This is a genomic window from Pseudomonas sp. NyZ480, assembly GCF_029537255.1.
Classification (GTDB): domain Bacteria; phylum Pseudomonadota; class Gammaproteobacteria; order Pseudomonadales; family Pseudomonadaceae; genus Aquipseudomonas; species Aquipseudomonas taiwanensis.
The window spans coordinates 3,680,894-3,698,648 of record NZ_CP120626.1 but is presented as its reverse complement, the minus strand read 5'-3'; the positions used below and the strand labels follow the sequence as shown (position 1 = coordinate 3,698,648).

Sequence of the window (17,755 nt, the reverse complement as noted above, 5' to 3'; positions counted from 1 at the left end):
CGACCCAATCGAGGTATACCCCCATGATGAAAGGTGGCATGGCCGGCCTGATGAAGCAGGCCCAGCAGATGCAGGAAAAAATGCAGAAGATGCAGGAAGAGCTGGCCAACGCCGAAGTCACCGGCCAGTCCGGTGGCGGCTTGGTGAGCGTGGTGATGACCGGTCGTCACGACGTCAAGCGCGTCAGCATCGACCAGAGCCTGATGTCGACCGACGCAGACGACAAGGAAGTGCTCGAAGACCTGATCGCGGCCGCGCTCAATGACGCCGTGCGCAAGGTCGAGCAGAACAGCCAGGAAAAAATGGGCAGCATGACGGCCGGCATGCAGTTGCCGCCGGGCTTCAAGATGCCGTTCTGATCGGGCTCTTGCGTCAAATTGGGGAGCAACGGCCGCTGGGTCGTTGCTCCCTTGTTCGTTCTGTTTCTTGAATTCACAGGCCTGCACACATGAGCTTCAGCCCCCTGATCCGCCAACTGATCGACGCCTTGCGCATTCTGCCGGGTGTCGGCCAGAAAACTGCCCAGCGCATGGCCCTGCAACTGCTTGAGCGCGACCGCAGCGGTGGTACCCGCCTGGCGCAAGCTCTGAGCCAGGCCATGGAAGGTGTGGGTCATTGCCAGCAGTGCCGTACGCTCACCGAGCAGGCACTGTGTCCGCAATGTGCCGACCCACGTCGCGACGATACCCAGCTGTGCGTGGTGGAAGGGCCGATGGATGTGTATGCGGTCGAGCAGACCGGCTACCGCGGCCGGTACTTCGTGCTCAAGGGGCATTTGTCTCCACTGGATGGCCTGGGGCCAGAGGCGATCGGCGTGCCGCAGTTGATGGCGCGCATCGAAGAGCAGGGGACGTTTACCGAGGTGATCCTGGCGACCAACCCTACGGTGGAAGGGGAGGCGACGGCCCATTACATCGCGCAGTTGCTAGCCGAGAAGGGCCTGGTGGCCTCGCGCATTGCCCATGGCGTGCCGCTGGGTGGCGAACTGGAGCTGGTGGATGGCGGGACGCTGGCCCATGCCTTCGCCGGGCGCAAGCCGATTTCGTTGTGATCTGACACGGGCTTGCCCGTGTTCGCGGGTAAGCAGGCTCCTACAGGTACGGCGGTGATCCGGACAGTGTGGGAGCCGGCTTGTCGTGGTGCCCCGACTCAGTATTCGCTCAGCGAGAACTCGGTCAGGCAGAAGGTCGGCACCCCAGCCGCCTGCAGCTTGCGCGAGCCTTCAAGCTCCGGCAGGTCGATGATCGCCGCCGCCTCGAACACCTGCGCGCCAGTGCGACGTACCAGGTTCGCCGCTGCCAGTAGCGTGCCGCCGGTCGCGATCAGGTCATCGAAGATCAACACCGAATCACCCTCGCACAGGCTGTCGGCGTGCACTTCAAGGAAGGCTTCGCCGTACTCGGTCTGGTAACCCTCTGACAGTACGTCGGCCGGCAGCTTGCCCTGCTTGCGGAACAGGATCAGGGGTTTGTTCAACTGGTGGGCGATGATCGAGCCGATCAAAAAGCCGCGTGCATCCATCGCGCCGATATGGCTGAACTCGGCCTCGACATAACGCTCGATGAACTGGTCGGCGACATAGCGCAGCCCGCGCGGCGACTGGAACAAGGGGGTAATGTCGCGGAAGATCACGCCCGGCTTGGGGAAGTCCACTACCGGGCGGATCAGGGCTTTGAGGTCGAAGGCATCGCTGTGCATTGTTGCAGGTATCCTGGGAAAACGAATGCGCAAGTATACCTCGTTAGCTGCGACCTCAGGCCTCCATTGCACCACCGGCCAGCGCGCAAAGCTGGATCGGGTCGAGGATGTGCACTTCCTTGCCCTCGGCGCGAATCAGGCCGTTCTGCTGGAAGCGGGTGAACACCCGCGACACGGTTTCCACGGCAAGGCCCAGGTAGTTGCCGATTTCATTGCGCGACATGCTCAGGCGGAACTGGTTGGCCGAGTAGCCACGGGCGCGGAAGCGGGCGGACAGGTTGACCAGGAAGGTGGCGATGCGCTCATCGGCGGTTTTCTTCGAGAGCAGCAGCATCATCTGCTGATCGTCGCGGATTTCGCGGCTCATCACCCGCATCAGCTGGCGGCGGAGCTGTGGAAGCTGCACCGAAAGCTCGTCGAGGCGCTCGAACGGGATTTCGCAGACCGAGGTGGTTTCCTGGGCCTGGGCCGACACCGGGTACGCCTCGGTGTCCATGCCCGACAAGCCGACCAGCTCGCTGGGCAGGTGGAAGCCGGTGATCTGCTCTTCGCCACTGTCGCTCAGGCTGAACGTCTTGAGGGCGCCGGAGCGTACTGCATAGACCGAACCGAAATTGTCCCCCTGTCGGAACAGGAATTCGCCTTTCTTCAGCGGCCGCCCACGCTTGACGATTTCATCCAGTGCATCCATGTCTTCCAGATTGAGCGAAAGAGGCAGGCACAGAGGGGCCAGGCTGCAATCCTTGCAATGGGCCTGGTTGTGGGGGCGCAGTTTGACTGGCTCGGACATTTGAATCGATCCTTGTGGGAAACACACATAAGCCGTAAGGGTAACTCACGGCATAGGTTGTAGGCCAGTGTGCGCAGTTGTGGTGCGAACTGGTGCAGCCTAAGCGGGGTATGCCTTGGCTCGCGATCTGCCCATAGTGTCCCTGGCAAGGTAGGTTGTCCATGTGGTAATGCGACTCGTCTGTTCAGATGACCCGTGAAAAGCGTTGGTGGTTGTGCAGGGTCAGATAGGCGTCGAACACCATGCACACCGAGCGCGCCAGCAGGCGGCCTGCCGGCAGGATACGGATCCCTTTGTCGTCCAGGCGGATCAGGCCGTCCCGCTGCAAGGTCAGCAGCTGTGGCCAAAGGTCATTGAAGTACCCACGAAAATCGATGGTGTAGGCCTGTTCGATGGGCGCGAAGTCAAGTTCGAAGTGGCAGATCAGCTGCTGGATCACTGCGCGGCGCACGCGGTCGTCCTGGTTGCACAGCAGGCCGCGCTGGGTGGCCAGCTGTGCATTGGAAAGGGCGTCCTGATAGGTGTTGAGGTCGCTGCTGTTCTGGCAGTACAGGTCGCCGATCTGGCTGATGGCCGAAACTCCCAGGCCGATCAGGTCGCAGTGTCCATGGGTGGTGTAACCCTGGAAGTTGCGCTGCAGGGTGCCTTCTTCCTGGGCGATGGCCAGTTCGTCGTCGGGCAGGGCGAAGTGGTCCATGCCGATGTAGCGGTACCCGGCGGCGGTGAGCTGGTCGATGGTGGCGTGGAGCATTTCGAGCTTGGCGGCGGGGCTGGGCAGGTCGTTGCTGTCGATGCGCCGTTGCGGCATGAAGCGCTCGGGCAGGTGGGCGTAGTTGAACACCGACAGGCGATCGGGCTGCAGGCGGATCACTTCCTCGACCGTGCGGGCGAAGCCTTCGGGGGTCTGCTTGGGCAGGCCATAGATCAGGTCCAGGTTCACTGAGCGGAACTGCAGGGTGCGCGCCGCTTCGATCAAGGTGCGGGTCTGCTCCAGGCTCTGCAGACGGTTGACGGCCCGTTGCACGGCCGGGTCGAGGTCCTGGACGCCCAGGCTGACACGGTTGAAGCCCAGCTCGCGGAGTAAGCCCATGGTGGACCAGTCGGCCTCGCGTGGGTCGATCTCGATGCCGTAGTCGCCCGAGTCGTCGTCCAGCAGGTGGAAGTGCTGGCGCAAGGTAGCCATAAGCTGGCGCAATTCCACATGGCTGAGGAAGGTCGGCGTGCCGCCGCCGAAGTGCAGCTGTTCAACACGTTGTTTAGGGTCCAGGTGGCAGGCGATCAGTTGGATCTCCTGCTCCAGGCGCTGCAGGTAAGGCGCGGCACGGCCGCGGTCCTTGGTGATGACTTTGTTGCAGGCGCAGTAGTAGCAGATGTTGGCGCAGAACGGCACATGCACATAGAGCGACAGCGGGCGCACGGCTCGGCGGCTTTCGCGCAGGGCGTGCAGCAAGTCGAACGAACCCACTTCGCTGTGCAGTTGCACGGCGGTCGGGTAGGAGGTGTAGCGTGGTCCGGCCAGGTCGTAGCGGCGGATCAGGTCGGAATCCCAACGTAGGTCGTCGAGCATGTGGGCAGTCCCCGGAAAGAGCAGCAGTGTCCGGAGTCTAGGGGCGTCTGTAGGAAACTGTGTTGATTTGTATCAAGGGCCATGGGGGCGCGTCGTGCGGCCTACTTGCCCGCGAGCTCGTTCCTACAGCGTCAGCGCGTTCCCGCTGGGGCTGCTGACGATCAATGCCCCATGAGCCAATGCTGATGTGGCCCGGGCAAGGTCCACAGGCCAAACACGATCACCAGTACACCGCCGGCCACACGCACACTGCGTCGTCGCAACAGCCCGTTCACACGTTCTGCCGCCAAACCCGTGGCCAGCAGCACCGGCCAGGTGCCGACTCCGAATGCCAGCATCAAGGCTGCGCTGTAACCGGCATTGCCTTGGCTGGCCGACCACAGCAAGGTGCTGTACACCAGACCGCACGGCAACCAGCCCCACAGTGCCCCCAGCAGCAGGGCGCGGGGTACGCTGGAGACGGGCATCAGGCGTGAGGCGACTGGCTGGATATGCCGCCACAGGCCACGCCCCAGCGCTTCGATATGGGTCAGTCCACTCCACCAGCCGGCCAGATACAACCCCATCGTTATGAGCAGCAGCGCTGCTATCACCCGCAACGCCAGGGCGGCAGGGCTGCTGGCCACGGCCCAGCCGGCCAGGCCCAGCAGCAGGCCGGCACAGCCATAACTGAGAATCCGGCCCATGTTGTAGGCCATTAGCAAACGCAGGCGACGACCGCGCTGTTCTGGCGGAATCGCCAGAGTCAGGGCGCCCATCAGGCCGCCACACATGCCCAGGCAGTGGCCGCCGCCGAGCAGTCCCAGCACCAGTGCCGAGCCCAGCAGGGGAAGCAGTTCAGGCACGGGAAGGTGGTTCCTTGTCGTCGATATGCGCCTCGTCGCCCTTCACGGCAGCCTGGTGACGGGGGTCCTGGTCGTCGAAAAGAATGCTGTGGGCCGGGCTTTCGAGGTCGTCGTACTGGCCGCTGTCCACCGCCCAGAAAAAGATGTACACCGCCACGCCAACGAGCAGCAGGGCGGCCGGGATCATGACATAGAGGGCTGGCATGGTGGGCTCCTGGTCAGGCCGTGGCGGGTTGCGGATGGCTGCTGGCGGCCGGCCTGCCTGGCAGCCGGGTCAGGCGCAGGGCATTGAGGACCACGATCAGCGAGCTGACCGACATGCCGATGGCGGCCCATACCGGAGTGATCCAGCCGAGCGCGGCGAACGGCAACATGAGGCCATTATACAGCGTTGCCCAGAGCAGGTTCTCGATGATGTTGCGGCGAGTGCGGCGAGCCAGGTCGAAGGCCTGCACCAAGGCCTGCAGGCGGTTGGACAACAGCACGGCATCAGCGCTGGTTTTCGCAAGGTCCGTGGCGCTGCCCATGGCGATGCTGATGTCGGCGGCAGCCAGCACCGGCACGTCGTTGACCCCGTCACCCAGCATCAGCACCTTGCAGCCTGCTGACTGCAGTGCCTTGAGGCGGTCCAGCTTGTCGTCCGGACGCAGACCACCGATGGCCTGGTCGATGCCCAGTTGCGCGGCCACTTCGGCGACCATCGGTGAGCTGTCGCCGGACAGCAGCAGGGTGCGCCAGCCGCGAGCCTTGCAGGCGGCCAGCAGGTCAGCGGCGTCCTCGCGCAGGCGGTCGTCCAGGCCAAACCAGGCCAGCGGGCCTTGGCGATCCCCCAGCAGCAGCCATTGGCCGCGGGGCTCTGGGACGCCGGGGATCTCGGCGCCGCTCAGGGCGCAGACGAAGGTGGCCTGGCCGATCCGCAGTCGCTGACCGTCCACCCGTCCTTCCAGGCCAAGCCCAGGCACGGTCTGCACGTCGTCGGCCGACCGGGCGGTGCGGCCGAAAGCGCGGGCGATGGGGTGTTCGGAGCGGTTTTCGAGGGCGGCCGCCAGGGCCAGGCAGCGGTCGGCGGGCAGTGAGCCCAGCGGGCGGATGCTGCGCAGCGCCAGGCGGCCTTCGGTGAGGGTGCCGGTCTTGTCGAAGATCACCGTGTCGATCTGGTTCAGGCCCTCCAGCACATGGCCACGGGTCACCAGCAGGCCAAGTTTGTGCAGGGTACCGGTAGCGGCGGTCAGGGCGGTGGGGGTGGCCAGGGACAGTGCGCAAGGGCAGGTCGCCACCAGCATGGCCAGGACAATCCAGAACGCCCGGCTTGGGTCCAGGTGCCACCACCACAGTCCGATGGCCACCGCCGCTACCAGGCTGAACAACAGGAAGCCTTGCGAGGCGCGGTCGGCGATTTCCGCCAGGCGCGGTTTTTCCGTCTGCGCCCGCTCCAGCAGGCGGACGATGGCCGACAGCCGGGAGTCATGCCCCAGGGCCTCGACCTGCACGTTCAGGGTGCTCTCGACGTTCAGGGTGCCGCCGGTCACCCGCTCGCCCGGCTTACGGGGTTGAGGCAGGTATTCGCCAGTGAGCAGCGATTCATCGACACTGGAGCGGCCTTCGACGATGCGCCCGTCGGCGGGAATCACCGCGCCGGGAAGGACCTGCACGGTGTCGCCGCATTGCAGCTCTGCGAGCAGAATGCGCTCGGTCTTGCCACTGGCATCCAGTCGCAGGCATGACGCCGGCAGCAGGTTCACCAGCTGGGCAGTCGCCGCGGCGGTACGCTCGCGGGCGCGCCGTTCGAGGTAGCGGCCAGTGAGCAGGAACAGGGCGAACATGCCGACGGTATCGAAGTACAGCTCGCCGCTGCCGGTGATGGCGGTCCAGATCCCAGCGCCGAAGGCCAGGGCGATTGCCAGCGAGACCGAAACATCCATGGTCAGGTGACGGGTGCGCAGGTCTCGCGCGGCCCCTTTGAAGAGCGGCGCGCAGCTGTAGAACACGATGGGAATGGTCAGAAACAGCGCCACCCAGCGCAGGATGGTGTGCAGTTCGGGTGACAGGTCGATGTTGAATTCCGGCCAGGTGGCCATGGTCGCCATCATCGCCTGGAACCATAGCAGCCCGGCCACACCCAGGCGGCGCAGGGCGCTGCGGTTTTCCTGGGCCAGGCGTTCGGCGGCCTGGTCGGGCTGATAGGGGTGGGCGGCGTAGCCGATCAGGCGCAACTCGGCCAGCAGGCGCGACAACGGTAGCTGGTGGTCATCCCAGCTCAGCAGCAGGCGGTGGTTGGACAGGTTCAGCCGCGCCTCGGCGACTCCAGGCAGACTGCCCAGGTGTTTTTCGATCAGCCAGCCACAGGCGGCGCAGCTGATGCCCTCGACCAGCAAGGTGGCCTCGGCCAGTTCCCCAGCATGGCGAACGAAGGTCTGTTGTACGTCGTTACGATCGTATAGCGCCAGCTCATCCTGCAACTGCTTTGGCAGCGCTTCGGGGTTGGAACTGCTGTCGCTGCGGTGTTGGTAGTAATGCTCCAGGCCCCCCGCAACGATGGACTCGGCTACCGCCTGGCAACCGGGGCAGCAGAACTGCCGCGATTGCCCAAGGACCACGGCAGTGAATCGACTGCCGGCGGGGACGGGCATGGCGCAGTGGTAGCAAGGGGTGGGGTGGGTCATCTTGGGGCAGTCTTATGTCTTGACAGGGTTGGGGCTGCTTCGCGGCCCTTTCGCGACACAGGGCCGCTCCCACGAATGATCGCGCGCAACGCTCAGAGCGCCCCCGGTCGTGTGCCGGGTCATTACTGGTGCTCGGCCCCTTGCAGGGCCTCGTCGCCCAGCTGCAAGGTCAGGCCATGCTCCACCTTCTCTTCTTCGAACAAGCGCCATACATGCTCGTCCTGGCTGCCCAGCAATTCGACGAAACGCCGTCCATCGACCTTGTCATCCAACTGGCCGATATAGCGCCCGACCTCGGCACGGCTCAGCAGCACCTTGCGGTCCTTGTCCGGTTGGGTGGGTGAAATCAGGTTCAGTTCCAACTGCTGCGGGTCACTGTTGCCGGTCAGGCGCACCTCGACTTCGCCGGTCAACTCATCCAGGTGCACACTGGCCTTGAGGTTGAGGGTCTGGGCCAGCAGTTCGCGGTCCAAGGAGCGATTGATGCCTTTACCTGCCTCGTAGTAGTTGTCGTTGACCAGGTTGTCCGGGTTGCGCACGGCGATACTGACCATGGTCAGGCTCAGGCACACCGAGGTGGTGAGGATGCCGATGATGATCCAGGGCCAGAGGTGCTTGTACCAAGGGCTGGCGGCGGTGGCGGCAGGCATTTTTGTGGTTCTCTCTCAGCGGATCTGGGGGCCGATGAAGCGGCTCTTGGCTTCAACCTCGCTGGCGCTATCGTCGGCGCTCTTGAGGATGAAAGTGATTTCGTTGGTGGTCGATGGCAGTTTCTCGGGTGCGACCGACAACTGCACCGGCAGGCTGACGATATCGCCTGCGGCCACACGTATTTCGCGCTGGCCTTCGAGCCTCAGGTCCGGCAGGCCAGCGGCATCGAGCACATACACATGGTCGCGCTGGTCCTTGTTCATCACCTTGAGGCTGTACACGTTCTCGATCCGGCCCTGGGCATTCTCGCGGTACAGCACCCGGTCCTTGCTGACGTCGAATCCGACCAGCGAACGGGTGGCGAACGCCGTGGCCAGGGCGCCGATCATGATCAGCAGCACCACGGCGTAGCCGATCAACCGTGGGCGCAGCATGTGGGTCTTCTGACCCGAGAGGTTGTGCTCGGTGGTGTAGCTGATCAGGCCCCTGGGGTAGTTCATCTTGTCCATGATGCTGTCGCAGGCGTCGATGCAGGCGGCGCAGCCGATGCACTCGATCTGCAGGCCGTCACGGATGTCGATACCGGTAGGGCAGACCTGGACGCACATGGTGCAGTCGATGCAGTCGCCCAGACCCTGGGCCTTGTAGTCGATATCCTTCTTGCGCGGGCCGCGGGTTTCGCCGCGTCGCGGGTCGTAGGAAACGATCAGGGTGTCCTTGTCGAACATCACGCTCTGGAAGCGCGCATAGGGGCACATGTACACACAGACTTGCTCACGCAGCCAGCCGGCGTTGCCGTAGGTGGCCAGGGTGAAGAACCCGACCCAGAAGTAGGCCCAGCCATCGGCTTGGCCTGTGAAGAATTCAACGGCCAGTTCGCGGATCGGCGAGAAATAGCCGACGAAGGTCATGCCGGTGACGAAACCGATCAGCAGCCACAGGCTGTGTTTGGCGAACTTGCGCAGGAATTTGTTGCCGCTCATCGGCGCCCTGTCGAGCTTCATGCGCTGGTTGCGGTCACCCTCCGTGACTTTTTCGCACCACATGAAGATCCAGGTCCACACGCTTTGCGGGCAGGTGTAGCCGCACCACACCCGGCCGGCGAACACAGTGATGAAGAACAGGCCGAAGGCAGCGACGATGAGGATCCCCGACAGCAGGATGAAATCCTGCGGCCAGATGGTAGCGCCGAAGATGTAGAACTTGCGCTCCGGCAGGTTCCACCACACGGCCTGGTGCCCGCCCCAGTTCAACCACACGGTGCCAAAGTACAGCAGGAACAGTACCGCGCCGCCAACCATGCGCAGCCTGCGGAACACACCGGTGAAGGCGCGGGTGTAGATTTTCTCTCGGGAGGCGTAGAGGTCGACGGAATCCTTCCCTTTGCTGGCAGGCGGGGTGACGTCATGTACCGGAATTTGCTTGCTCATCATCAAGTCCCACGGCAGTGGAGAAATGCCTCGGCCAGTGCTTGCCGGCCGCGGTCTCGCGCATTCTGCTAGCGCTCTGCGCCCCATGATACGCCGCTGATGGCGCGCCGGGGTCGCGCTGCGACACTTAGTCGCGTTGGGTTCGTGGTATGAATCGTGTTATGGCGGGTGTCAATTGATCCAGATCATCAGCTTGCTAGAAATGCGGTACCTGCGGCGGCCTCTTCGCGGGTGTGCACGATCCCTGTGGGAGCGGTTTCACCCGCGAAGAGGCCAGCCCTGCTTATTGCTTATTCAGCCTTGGCCGGTTCCGCTTGGTGCGACAGGCTGTACACATAAGCCGCCAGCAAGTGCACCTTGTCATTGCCCTGCAACTGCTCCTGGGCCGGCATCTGTCCCTGGCGACCATAGCGAATGGTTTGTTGCAGCTGGGCGAAGCTCGAACCGTAGATGAACGCCTGAGGGTGGGTCAGGTTAGGCGCGCCCATGGCCGGTGTACCCTTGCCTTCAGGCCCGTGGCAGGCCACGCAGTTGGCGGCGAAGATCTTCTGGCCGTTCTCTGCATCGGCTTTGACACCTTCAGGCAACGCACGGCCATCGAGTTTGCTGACCACGAATGCGGCCACGTCGGCCACGCCCTGCTCACCGATCACCTCGGCCCAGGCCGGCATTACGCCGTGGCGGCCGCCCATGATGGTGGTCTTGATGGTCTCGGGCTCGCCGCCCCAGCGCCAGTCGCTGTCGGTGAGGTTGGGGAAGCCGTAGGCGCCCTTGGCGTCGGAGCCGTGACACACCGAGCAGTTGGAGGCGAACAGTCGCGCGCCCATTTTCAACGCTTGCGGGTCCTTGGCCACTTCCTCGATGGGCATCGCGGCGAACTTGGCGAAGATCGGCCCGAAGCGGGCATCGGCCTTGGCCATTTCCTTTTCCCATTCGTGCACGCCGGTCCAGCCTGCCTGGCCATTGGCGAACTCGGTCTTCTTGTCGTTATCCAGGTATGAATAGCCTGGCAACACGCCCTTCCAATTGCCCAGCCCCGGGTAGAGCACCAGGTAACCGAGGGCGAAGATGATGGTGCCGACGAACAGCCAGAACCACCACTTGGGCAGTGGGTTGTCGTATTCCTCGATGCCATCGAAGGCGTGTCCGACGATCTCGTCGGTGACCTCTTCGCGCTGGCCCTTGCGGGTCGACAGCAACAGCCAGGTCAGCGAGAAGATGGTGCCCAGGGTCAGGACGGTGACGTACAGACTCCAGAAGGTTGTCATTGTTGTTTGCTCCCAGAAGCTTTCTCTTGCGCTTGTTCGACGTGCCGGGTGGCCTCTGGATCATCCGCGAAGGGCAACAGGGTCGCCTCGTCGAACTCCCGCTTGCGCCGTGGGCTGAATACCCACAGCGCCAGGCCCACGAAGGCCACCATCACCACGACGGTGCCCAGGCCGCGAATCATCCCGATATCCATCAGCGTCACCGTTTGCTCTTGATGATGGTGCCAAGGCCTTGCAGGTACGCGACGATCGCGTCCATCTCGGTCTTGCCCTTGACCGCGTCGCGGGCGCCGGCGATGTCGGCATCGGTGTACGGCACGCCGAGGGTGCGCAGTACTTCCATCTTCTTCGCGGTGTCTTTGCCGTCGAGTTTGTTCTCCACCAGCCACGGGTAAGAGGGCATCTTCGACTCAGGCACCACGTTGCGTGGGTTGTAGAGGTGCGCGCGGTGCCAATCATCCGAGTAGCGACCGCCGACACGGGCCAGGTCCGGCCCGGTGCGCTTGGAGCCCCACAGGAACGGGTGGTCCCAGACGCTCTCGCCTGCGACCGAGTAGTGGCCATAGCGTTCGGTTTCGGCGCGGAACGGGCGGATCATCTGCGAGTGGCAACCGACGCAACCTTCGCGGATGTAGATGTCACGGCCTTCGAGTTCCAGCGCGGTGCGCGGCTTCATGCCCTCAACGGGTTTGTTGGTGACGTCCTGGAAGAACAGCGGGACGATCTGGGTCAGGCCACCGACACTCACGGCGATGACCATGAAGAAGGCCAGCAGGCCTATGTTCTTCTCGACTGCTTCATGCTTCATCAGTGCGCTCCCACGACGACGATCTTGGCGGCTTCTTCAGCCTGCGCCGGGTTGGCGGCGCGTACGGTGCGGAACACGTTGTAGGCCATCAGCAGCATGCCGGAGGCGAAGAACGCACCGCCCAGGGCACGGACGATGTAGCCCGGGTGACTGGCTTGCAGGGCTTCGACGAACGAGTAGGTGAGCGTGCCGTCGTCGTTGATCGCCCGCCACATCAGGCCCTGGGTGATGCCGTTGACCCACATCGAGGCGATGTACAGTACGGTGCCGATGGTGGCCAGCCAGAAGTGCGCGTTGATCAGGCCGACGCTGTGCATCTGCTCGCGGCCATACAGTTTGGGGATCATGTGGTAGACCGCGCCGATAGAGATCATCGCTACCCAGCCAAGGGCGCCGGCATGGACGTGGCCGATGGTCCAGTCGGTGTAGTGCGACAGCGAGTTCACGGTCTTGATGGCCATCATCGGGCCTTCGAAGGTGGACATGCCATAGAACGCCAGCGATACCACCAGGAAACGCAGGATCGGGTCGGTGCGCAATTTGTGCCAGGCGCCGGAGAGGGTCATCATGCCGTTGATCATGCCGCCCCAGCTCGGTGCCAGCAGGATGATCGACATCACCATGCCCAGCGACTGGGCCCAGTCCGGCAGGGCGGTGTAGTGCAGGTGGTGCGGGCCGGCCCAGATGTACAGGGTGATCAGCGCCCAGAAGTGGACGATCGACAGGCGATACGAGTAGATCGGCCGCTCGGCCTGCTTGGGCACGAAGTAGTACATCATCCCCAGGAAGCCGGTGGTGAGGAAGAAGCCCACCGCGTTGTGGCCGTACCACCACTGGATCATCGCATCGGTGGCGCCGGAGTAGGCCGAGTACGACTTGAACAGGCTTACCGGCAGGGACATGTGGTTGACGATGTGCAACATCGCGGTGACCACGATGAAGGCACCGTAGAACCAGTTACCGACGTAGATGTGCTTGGTCTTGCGCTTGACGATGGTGCCGAAGAACACCAAGGCGTAGGTGACCCAGACGATGGCCAGCAGAATCGCGATCGGCCATTCCAGCTCGGCGTATTCCTTGGTGGTGGTGTAGCCCATCGGCAAGGTCACCAGTGCCCCGATGATCACTGCCTGCCAGCCCCAGAAGGTGAAGGCGGCCATGCTGTCGGAGATCAACCGCGTCTGGCAGGTTCGCTGCACCACGTAGTAGCTGGTGGCGAACAGTGCACAGCCGCCGAAGGCGAAAATCACCAGGTTGGTGTGCAGGGGGCGCAGGCGGCCGAAGCTCGTCCAGGGCAGGTCGAGGTTCAGCTGTGGCCATACCAGCTGCGAGGCGATGTACACCCCAAGCCCCATGCCAAGGATCCCCCAGACCACCGTCATGATGGCGAACTGGCGGACGACCTTATAGTTATAAGCAGTCGGACTGATTGCTGTGCTCATTGCTAAGGTTCCACGGTTTTGGTGTTCTTGTTGGTTGAAAAAATCGGCGCCAGTATCGATAACCACCTGGGTTATGGCAACGCAAGGATCCTTGCGCCGACCCGTGTCCACACCCGTCCACCGATGTCCCGCGGTGTTGGGGCTTGGTCGATTGTACACAAATAAATATTTGTAATGTGTACCGTTTTTCGCTTTTTTCTGATCGAACGGTCAAGCTTTTTCTGCTGGCGGCGTCAGGCTGTGCGTCGCGTCTGTCTCGCTGGATTGGCAGCGAGGGCTACTGAGGCAACAAGCTTAGTTCTGATCGGAGGGGGTGCAAGGGAGGGGCTGCGGCTTGGGGCGTGGGAAGGGGAAGGGGAAGGGGAAGGGGAAGGAGAGAGGGGGCTTGGTTTTTGCTGAGAGGCGTAGATCGAGCGCCGCCCGCGCGGCGCATCGCGAGCAAGGCTCGCTCCTACGTTTGTTTCAGGCCAGTTATTCCCGCGAGGGTTGCGCGGGGACGCTATGGCGCTTGGCTCGATGTCGCAGACGTGGGTGCTAGGCTTGCTCGCGATGCGCCGCGCGGGCGGCACTCGATCTCACTGGCGCGAGATTTCCCGCAAGGTAATTACTTGGCACTCACCGTTTCGGTACCGTTGCCCTGCGACAGGCTGTACACATAAGCCGCCAGCAGATGCACCTTGTCGTTGCCCTGGATCTCGGCCTGCGCCGGCATCTGGCCCTGGCGACCATAGCGAATGGTCTGCTGCAACTGGGCAAAACTCGACCCGTAGATGAATGCCTGCGGATGATTCAGGTTCGGCGCGCCCATGGCGGGAGTACCGTTGCCCTCAGGCCCGTGGCAGGCCACGCAGTTGGCGGCGAAGATCTCCTTGCCCTTGGCTGCGTCGGCCTTGATACCCTCGGGCAGGCTGCGGCCGTCGAGGTTGGTCAGCACGTAGGCCGCCACATCGGCCACGCCTTGCTCGCCGATCACCTCGGCCCAGGCCGGCATCACGCCGTGACGGCCGTTCATGATCGAGGCCTTGATGGTCTCCGGCTCGCCGCCCCAACGCCAGTCCTTGTCGGTCAGGTTGGGGAAGCCATACGCGCCCTTGGCATCCGAGCCATGGCAAACCGAGCAGTTGGAGGCGAACAGACGACCGCCCATCTTCAGGGCCTGCGGGTCCTTGGCCACTTCTTCCAACGGCATCGCGGCGAACTTGGCGAAGATCGGACCGAACTTGGCGTCCGCCTTTTCCATTTCCTTCTGCCATTCGTTGGCGCCGGTCCAGCCGTTCTCGTAACCGGGCAGGATGCCTTTCCAGTTACCCAGGCCCGGATACAGGATCAGGTACCCCACGCCAAAGGCCAGGGTGCCGACGAACAGATAGAACCACCACTTGGGCAGTGGGTTGTCGTACTCCTCGATGCCATCGAAGCTGTGGCCCATGGTCTGGTCGGTAGTGTTGTTGCTCTGACCCTTGCGGGTGGCCAGCAGCAGCCAGGCCAGACCGACCAGGCTGCCAAGGGTCAGTACGCTGATGTAGGTACTCCAGAAGGTGGTCATTGCCGTTCATTCCTCATGGCAGGTTCCTGCCCGGCCGGGGGCAGGCGGTCGTCGACGAAGGGCAGAAGGCGCGCTTCGGCGAAATCACGGTCGCGGCGGCGGTTGAATACCCAGAGCGAGAGGCCGATGAAGGCGATCATCACCACCAGGGTGCCCAAGCCGCGGATCATGCCGATGTCCAGTTCCATCGCACTTACCTCTTGTTCTTGATGGCGGTGCCCAGCACCTGCAGGTAGGCGACCAGGGCATCCATCTCAGTCTTGCCCTTCACTGCGTCACGGGCACCGGCGATGTCTTCGTCGGTGTACGGCACGCCGAGGGTGCGCAGGGTGCGCATTTTGGTGTCGGTATGGCTGTTGTCGACCTGCTGGGCGACCAGCCATGGGTACGACGGCATTTTCGATTCAGGTACCACGTTGCGTGGGTTGTAGAGGTGCGCACGGTGCCAGTCGTCCGAGTAGCGACCGCCGACGCGGGCCAGGTCCGGGCCGGTGCGCTTGGAGCCCCACAGGAACGGATGGTCCCAGACGCTCTCACCCGCGACCGAGTAGTGGCCATAGCGCTCGGTCTCGGCGCGGAACGGGCGGATCATCTGCGAGTGGCAACCGACGCAACCTTCGCGGATGTAGATGTCGCGGCCTTCCAGCTGCAGCGCGGTATAGGGCTTCATGCCTTCGACCGGTTTGTTGGTAACGTCCTGGAAGAACAGCGGGACGATCTGGGTCAGGCCGCCGATGCTGACGGCGAACACCATCAACAAGGCCAGCAGGCCAACGTTTTTCTCGATGACTTCATGTTTCATCAGGCAGGTCTCCTCAGGCCAGCTGGGCGTTGGCAGGGGTGGCTTCAGCAGCCGGCGCGCGCACGGTGCGCCAGGTGTTCCAGGCCATCAGGAACATGCCACTGAGGAAGATCGCGCCACCGACGAAGCGAACGATGAAGCCTGGGTGGCTGGCAACCAGGGTCTCGACGAACGAGTAGGTGAGCGTGCCGTCGCTGTTCACCGCGCGCCACATCAGGCCCTGAGCGATGCCGTTGACCCACATCGAGGCGATGTACAGCACGGTGCCGATGGTCGCCAGCCAGAAGTGCGCGTTGATCAGGCCGATGCTGTGCATCTGCTGCTTGCCGAACACTTTGGGAATGGTGTGGTAGAGCGCGCCGATGGAGATCATCGCGACCCAGCCGAGGGCGCCGGCATGGACGTGGCCGATGGTCCAGTCGGTGTAGTGGGACAGGGCATTGACCGTCTTGATGGCCATCATCGGGCCTTCGAAGGTGGACATGCCGTAGAACGCCAGGGATACCACCAGGAAACGCAGGATCGGGTCGCTGCGCAATTTGTGCCAGGCACCGGACAGGGTCATCATGCCGTTGATCATGCCGCCCCAGCTTGGTGCCAGCAGGATCAGCGACATCACCATACCCAGCGACTGTGCCCAGTCGGGCAGAGCGGTGTAGTGCAGGTGGTGCGGACCGGCCCAAATGTACAGGGTGATCAGCGCCCAGAAGTGCACGATCGACAGGCGATAGGAATACACCGGGCGTTCGGCCTGCTTGGGCACGTAGTAGTACATCATCCCCAGGAAGCCTGCAGTCAGGAAGAAGCCCACCGCGTTGTGGCCGTACCACCACTGCACCATCGCATCGGTGGCACCGGCGTACACCGAGTACGACTTGGTCAGGCTCACCGGCAGTTCCAGGTTGTTGACGATGTGCAGCATCGCCACGGTGAGGATGAACGCCCCGAAGAACCAGTTGCCCACGTAGATGTGCTTGGTGGTGCGTTTGATCAGCGTGCCGAAGAACACGATAGCGTAGCAGACCCAGACGATGGTGATCAAGATGTCGATCGGCCATTCCAGTTCGGCGTACTCCTTGGAACTGGTGTAGCCCAGCGGCAGGGTGATGGCCGCGAGCAGGATCACCAGTTGCCAGCCCCAGAAGGTGAGCGCAGCCAGGCCCGGAGCGAAGAGGGTGGTCTGGCAGGTGCGTTGCACCGAATAATAGGAGGTGGCGAACAGCGCGCAGCCGCCGAAGGCGAAGATCACCGCATTGGTATGCAGGGGTCGCAGGCGGCCGAAGCTGGTCCAGGGGAGGTCGAAGTTGAGGGAAGGCCAGGCGAGCTGGGCGGCGATGAAGACGCCGAGCCCCATCCCGACGATTCCCCACACCACCGTCATGATGGCGAATTGGCGGACCACCTTGTAGTTATAGGCGGTACTGCTGGTTGTGTTCATGTATGGGTTCCCATCCACGGTTATTGGCAGGCTATACAGCGAGGCAAGCATGAGTAATGGGCAAAGTGCCGGTATTGACGGGGATCAATGGGCGAATATCGGAAATGTCCCAGGCTTGCGCTGCAATCCTCCGCGCCCAGGGCTGGGTGAAGGCCCCGCGGGCGGCCTGATCCTGGCCCATGGCGCGGGCGCGCCAATGGACAGCACGTTCATGGAGGACATCGCGCAAAGGCTGGCGGCGCTTGGGGTAGGCGTGATCCGCTTCGAGTTTCCCTACATGGCCGAGCGCAGGGTGAGTGGCGGCAAACGACCGCCCAATCCTCAGAAGGTATTACTGCAATGCTGGCGCGAGGTGTACCAGCAGGTGCGACCTTTGGTCGCGGGCAGGTTGGCCATTGGCGGCAAGTCGATGGGCGGGCGCATGGCCAGTCTGTTGGCCGACGAACTGGGGGTCGATGCGCTGGTATGCCTGGGGTATCCGTTCTATGCCGTGGGCAAGCCGGAAAAGCCCAGGGTCGAGCACTTGGCTGGGTTGCGTACGCCAACGCTGATCGTGCAGGGCGAGCGGGATGCGCTGGGTAATCGTGAAGCGGTGCAGGGGTATGCGCTGTCGCCTTCGATCGAAGTGAGCTGGCTGGTGGCGGCGGATCATGACTTGAAGCCGCTTAAGGCTTCCGGGTTCAGCCATGAGCAGCATTTGCAGGCGGCGGCTGAGCGGGTGGCGGGGTTTCTGAAGGGATAGTCTTGGTTTCATCGCCGGCAAGCCGGCTCCTACAGTTTTTCCGAAGTCGGCGCGATCCCTGTAGG

Annotated in this window: 19 protein-coding genes; 3 read left to right on the top strand and 16 right to left on the bottom strand. The window is 63.2% G+C overall.

Going from position 1 to position 17,755, the window contains the following annotated elements; all coding sequences use genetic code 11:
• The first annotated feature begins 23 nt into the window (after positions 1-23).
• Together P3R38_RS16925 and recR are read left to right on the top strand one after the other, a co-directional pair.
• Complete coding sequence (locus tag P3R38_RS16925; RefSeq protein ID WP_023381418.1) at positions 24-359, top strand: YbaB/EbfC family nucleoid-associated protein; 336 nt, start codon at positions 24-26, stop codon at positions 357-359.
• A gap of 89 nt (positions 360-448) precedes the next feature.
• A complete protein-coding gene (gene recR, locus P3R38_RS16920) occupies positions 449-1,051 on the top strand; it encodes a recombination mediator RecR (protein WP_023381417.1) in 603 nt (200 codons plus the stop codon).
• A gap of 98 nt (positions 1,052-1,149) precedes the next feature.
• Here the strand turns inward: recR and P3R38_RS16915 are convergent, their stop codons facing one another.
• From P3R38_RS16915 to ccoN (P3R38_RS16840), 16 genes are all read right to left on the bottom strand, one after another.
• Positions 1,150-1,698, bottom strand: a complete 549-nt coding sequence (locus P3R38_RS16915) for an adenine phosphoribosyltransferase (protein WP_023381416.1) — start codon at positions 1,696-1,698, stop codon at positions 1,150-1,152.
• Positions 1,699-1,753: 55 nt separating this feature from the next.
• Positions 1,754-2,488: a Crp/Fnr family transcriptional regulator FnrA gene (gene fnrA, locus P3R38_RS16910; protein ID WP_015271145.1), complete on the bottom strand. Its 735-nt coding sequence runs from the start codon at positions 2,486-2,488 to the stop codon at positions 1,754-1,756.
• Positions 2,489-2,672: 184 nt separating this feature from the next.
• Entirely contained in the window at positions 2,673-4,055 is a 1,383-nt protein-coding gene (gene hemN, locus P3R38_RS16905; protein ID WP_023381415.1) for an oxygen-independent coproporphyrinogen III oxidase, read from the bottom strand.
• A gap of 161 nt (positions 4,056-4,216) precedes the next feature.
• Positions 4,217-4,900 (bottom strand): sulfite exporter TauE/SafE family protein, encoded by a 684-nt coding sequence (locus P3R38_RS16900; RefSeq protein WP_277686445.1) that lies wholly within the window; start codon positions 4,898-4,900, stop codon positions 4,217-4,219.
• Positions 4,893-5,105, bottom strand: coding sequence for a cbb3-type cytochrome oxidase assembly protein CcoS (ccoS, locus tag P3R38_RS16895; protein ID WP_023381413.1), 213 nt, complete (start codon positions 5,103-5,105; stop codon positions 4,893-4,895). Before ccoS ends, P3R38_RS16900 begins: the two co-directional genes overlap by 8 nt.
• 13 nt (positions 5,106-5,118) lie before the next feature.
• On the bottom strand, positions 5,119-7,563 hold the full coding sequence (locus P3R38_RS16890) for a heavy metal translocating P-type ATPase (RefSeq protein WP_202675475.1): 2,445 nt from the start codon (positions 7,561-7,563) through the stop codon (positions 5,119-5,121).
• A gap of 122 nt (positions 7,564-7,685) precedes the next feature.
• The gene (locus tag P3R38_RS16885; RefSeq protein ID WP_023381411.1) at positions 7,686-8,213 is read right to left on the bottom strand and encodes a FixH family protein; all 528 of its coding nucleotides are present in this window, start codon (positions 8,211-8,213) and stop codon (positions 7,686-7,688) included.
• Between the two features lie 15 nt (positions 8,214-8,228).
• Entirely contained in the window at positions 8,229-9,644 is a 1,416-nt protein-coding gene (ccoG, locus tag P3R38_RS16880) for a cytochrome c oxidase accessory protein CcoG (RefSeq protein ID WP_023381410.1), read from the bottom strand.
• Between the two features lie 290 nt (positions 9,645-9,934).
• Positions 9,935-10,912 carry a cytochrome-c oxidase, cbb3-type subunit III gene (ccoP, locus tag P3R38_RS16875; RefSeq protein WP_023381409.1) on the bottom strand — a complete coding sequence of 326 codons (978 nt, stop codon included), beginning with the start codon at positions 10,910-10,912 and terminating at the stop codon, positions 9,935-9,937.
• The gene (locus tag P3R38_RS16870) at positions 10,909-11,106 is read right to left on the bottom strand and encodes a CcoQ/FixQ family Cbb3-type cytochrome c oxidase assembly chaperone (protein ID WP_023381408.1); all 198 of its coding nucleotides are present in this window, start codon (positions 11,104-11,106) and stop codon (positions 10,909-10,911) included. Before P3R38_RS16870 ends, ccoP (P3R38_RS16875) begins: the two co-directional genes overlap by 4 nt.
• Before the next feature lie 5 nt (positions 11,107-11,111).
• Positions 11,112-11,720, bottom strand: a complete 609-nt coding sequence (ccoO, locus tag P3R38_RS16865; RefSeq protein WP_023381407.1) for a cytochrome-c oxidase, cbb3-type subunit II — start codon at positions 11,718-11,720, stop codon at positions 11,112-11,114.
• On the bottom strand, positions 11,720-13,162 hold the full coding sequence (ccoN, locus tag P3R38_RS16860; RefSeq protein WP_023381406.1) for a cytochrome-c oxidase, cbb3-type subunit I: 1,443 nt from the start codon (positions 13,160-13,162) through the stop codon (positions 11,720-11,722). The genes ccoO (P3R38_RS16865) and ccoN (P3R38_RS16860) overlap by 1 nt, the downstream gene beginning before the upstream one ends.
• Before the next feature lie 604 nt (positions 13,163-13,766).
• Positions 13,767-14,708, bottom strand: a complete 942-nt coding sequence (gene ccoP, locus P3R38_RS16855) for a cytochrome-c oxidase, cbb3-type subunit III (protein ID WP_023381405.1) — start codon at positions 14,706-14,708, stop codon at positions 13,767-13,769.
• Positions 14,705-14,896, bottom strand: coding sequence for a cbb3-type cytochrome c oxidase subunit 3 (locus tag P3R38_RS16850; protein ID WP_023381404.1), 192 nt, complete (start codon positions 14,894-14,896; stop codon positions 14,705-14,707). Before P3R38_RS16850 ends, ccoP (P3R38_RS16855) begins: the two co-directional genes overlap by 4 nt.
• Positions 14,897-14,901: 5 nt before the next feature.
• Complete coding sequence (ccoO, locus tag P3R38_RS16845) at positions 14,902-15,510, bottom strand: cytochrome-c oxidase, cbb3-type subunit II (RefSeq protein WP_023381403.1); 609 nt, start codon at positions 15,508-15,510, stop codon at positions 14,902-14,904.
• A gap of 13 nt (positions 15,511-15,523) precedes the next feature.
• Positions 15,524-16,948 carry a cytochrome-c oxidase, cbb3-type subunit I gene (gene ccoN, locus P3R38_RS16840; protein ID WP_277686444.1) on the bottom strand — a complete coding sequence of 475 codons (1,425 nt, stop codon included), beginning with the start codon at positions 16,946-16,948 and terminating at the stop codon, positions 15,524-15,526.
• A 49-nt stretch (positions 16,949-16,997) separates the two neighbouring features.
• On the opposite strand from ccoN (P3R38_RS16840), the gene P3R38_RS16835 reads away from it, so the two are divergent.
• Positions 16,998-17,690, top strand: a complete 693-nt coding sequence (locus P3R38_RS16835; RefSeq protein WP_104882349.1) for an alpha/beta family hydrolase — start codon at positions 16,998-17,000, stop codon at positions 17,688-17,690.
• Positions 17,691-17,755: the final 65 nt, after the last annotated feature.

What these genes read in the sequence shown, in the direction of transcription:
- ccoO (WP_023381403.1), bottom strand. Translation starts at nt 15,510, where the DNA reads ATGAAACATGAAGTCATCGAGAAAAACGTTGGCCTGCTGGCCTTGTTG.
- ccoS (WP_023381413.1), bottom strand. Translation starts at nt 5,105, where the DNA reads ATGCCAGCCCTCTATGTCATGATCCCGGCCGCCCTGCTGCTCGTTGGC.
- ccoG (WP_023381410.1), bottom strand. Translation starts at nt 9,644, where the DNA reads ATGAGCAAGCAAATTCCGGTACATGACGTCACCCCGCCTGCCAGCAAA.
- fnrA (WP_015271145.1), bottom strand. Translation starts at nt 2,488, where the DNA reads ATGTCCGAGCCAGTCAAACTGCGCCCCCACAACCAGGCCCATTGCAAG.
- ccoP (WP_023381409.1), bottom strand. Translation starts at nt 10,912, where the DNA reads ATGACAACCTTCTGGAGTCTGTACGTCACCGTCCTGACCCTGGGCACC.
- ccoO (WP_023381407.1), bottom strand. Translation starts at nt 11,720, where the DNA reads ATGAAGCATGAAGCAGTCGAGAAGAACATAGGCCTGCTGGCCTTCTTC.
- ccoP (WP_023381405.1), bottom strand. Translation starts at nt 14,708, where the DNA reads ATGACCACCTTCTGGAGTACCTACATCAGCGTACTGACCCTTGGCAGC.
- ccoN (WP_023381406.1), bottom strand. Translation starts at nt 13,162, where the DNA reads ATGAGCACAGCAATCAGTCCGACTGCTTATAACTATAAGGTCGTCCGC.
- P3R38_RS16870 (WP_023381408.1), bottom strand. Translation starts at nt 11,106, where the DNA reads ATGGATATCGGGATGATTCGCGGCCTGGGCACCGTCGTGGTGATGGTG.
- P3R38_RS16850 (WP_023381404.1), bottom strand. Translation starts at nt 14,896, where the DNA reads ATGGAACTGGACATCGGCATGATCCGCGGCTTGGGCACCCTGGTGGTG.
- P3R38_RS16915 (WP_023381416.1), bottom strand. Translation starts at nt 1,698, where the DNA reads ATGCACAGCGATGCCTTCGACCTCAAAGCCCTGATCCGCCCGGTAGTG.
- recR (WP_023381417.1), top strand. Translation starts at nt 449, where the DNA reads ATGAGCTTCAGCCCCCTGATCCGCCAACTGATCGACGCCTTGCGCATT.
- P3R38_RS16835 (WP_104882349.1), top strand. Translation starts at nt 16,998, where the DNA reads ATGAGTAATGGGCAAAGTGCCGGTATTGACGGGGATCAATGGGCGAAT.
- P3R38_RS16885 (WP_023381411.1), bottom strand. Translation starts at nt 8,213, where the DNA reads ATGCCTGCCGCCACCGCCGCCAGCCCTTGGTACAAGCACCTCTGGCCC.
- ccoN (WP_277686444.1), bottom strand. Translation starts at nt 16,948, where the DNA reads ATGAACACAACCAGCAGTACCGCCTATAACTACAAGGTGGTCCGCCAA.
- P3R38_RS16925 (WP_023381418.1), top strand. Translation starts at nt 24, where the DNA reads ATGATGAAAGGTGGCATGGCCGGCCTGATGAAGCAGGCCCAGCAGATG.
- P3R38_RS16890 (WP_202675475.1), bottom strand. Translation starts at nt 7,563, where the DNA reads ATGACCCACCCCACCCCTTGCTACCACTGCGCCATGCCCGTCCCCGCC.
- hemN (WP_023381415.1), bottom strand. Translation starts at nt 4,055, where the DNA reads ATGCTCGACGACCTACGTTGGGATTCCGACCTGATCCGCCGCTACGAC.